This window comes from Massilia sp. 2TAF26, from assembly GCF_052115005.1.
Classification (GTDB): domain Bacteria; phylum Pseudomonadota; class Gammaproteobacteria; order Burkholderiales; family Burkholderiaceae_D; genus Telluria.
On the sequence record NZ_JBFRFV010000159.1, the window covers coordinates 1 to 332 of the forward strand.

General features: G+C 48.6%; 1 rRNA gene. It reads left to right on the plus strand.

What is annotated here, in order from left to right:
* Nucleotides 1–194: 194 nt before the first annotated feature.
* Nucleotides 195–332: ribosomal RNA gene (locus AB4Z32_RS27940) — 16S ribosomal RNA — on the plus strand; the annotation flags it as partial.

Consider the following 332-nt stretch of genomic DNA (forward strand, 5'->3'; position numbering starts at 1 on the left):
CCGAATACGATCTTTAACAATCAACAGTCGATAAGTGTGGGCGTTTGATGAAGTGCCAGCATCCTTCGGGATGCTGAATGCTTAAATTATCAAATGTTCACAAAAAGTATAACGTTGCTCAGCAATGAGTRACGGTCAGTATTTTGAGTGAGCGATCTGTCGCTGCTGGAAACGGCGCGACAAAAACAGAGATTAAACTGAAGAGTTTGATCCTGGCTCAGATTGAACGCTGGCGGCATGCTTTACACATGCAAGTCGAACGGCAGCGCGGGGCAACCTGGCGGCGAGTGGCGAACGGGTGAGTAATACATCGGAACGTACCCAGAAGTGGG